The sequence below is a fragment of the Citrobacter sp. wls826 genome (genome assembly GCF_005281245.1).
GTDB classification, from domain to species: domain Bacteria; phylum Pseudomonadota; class Gammaproteobacteria; order Enterobacterales; family Enterobacteriaceae; genus Citrobacter; species Citrobacter braakii.
The window spans coordinates 81,005-81,837 of sequence record NZ_SZWS01000053.1 but is presented as its reverse complement, the minus strand read 5'-3'; the positions used below and the strand labels follow the sequence as shown (position 1 = coordinate 81,837).

The 833-nt window shown below is 56.3% G+C and carries 1 protein-coding gene; it reads right to left on the bottom strand.

Annotation, left to right across the window (positions count from 1 at the left end):
* Positions 1-74: 74 nt before the first annotated feature.
* Positions 75-833: iron-containing alcohol dehydrogenase (locus FDW87_RS22525; RefSeq protein WP_252363157.1), on the bottom strand; the 759-nt coding region annotated here is incomplete at its 5' end.

The following is an 833-nucleotide window of genomic DNA, read 5'->3' as shown; positions in this document are numbered from 1 at the left end:
GGGGTACTACAAGGGTAGACGGGGCTGGCGAATTATTCGCCAGCCATTTACTGCTTTACGACAGGTATCACGAATTACATGGCTGCGCGATAAATCGCCATGATTTCTTCATGAGTCGCCTGAATCGGGTTAGTGAAACCGCAGGCATCTTTCAGAGCATTGGTCGCCAGTACGGCAATATCCTCTTCCTTCACGTTCAACTCACGCAGACCGGCCGGGATATTCACTTTCTGCGCCAGTTCGCGGATCGCCGCGATGCAGGCTTCCGCCCCTTGCTCTGCGCTCAAGCCAGCAACATCCACGCCCATTGCCTCAGCGCAATCACGCAGGCGAGCGGCAGCCACTTTGCTATTGAAGACCTGCACATGCGGCAGCAGCACTGCGTTACATACACCGTGCGGCAGATCGTAGAAGCCGCCCAACTGGTGCGCCATTGCGTGCACATAACCAAGAGAAGCGTTGTTAAAGGCCATGCCCGCGAGGAACTGCGCGTAAGCCATGGCTTCGCGCGCCTGAGCATTGCTGCCATCTGCAACGGCGACCGGAAGGTTTTCCGCAATCATGGTGACCGCTTTCAACGCGCACGCATCGGTAATCGGCGTTGCAGCAATAGACACGTAGGCTTCAATGGCGTGGGTCAGCGCATCCATACCGGTTGCCGCTGTCAGGGACTTCGGCATGCCGACCATCAGCGAGGAGTCATTAACGGACAGCAGCGGCGTAACGTGCTTATCCACAATCGCCATTTTTATGTGGCGTACTTCATCGGTAATGATGCAGAAACGGGTCATCTCAGATGCCGTGCCCGCGGTGGTGTTAATGGCGATCATCGG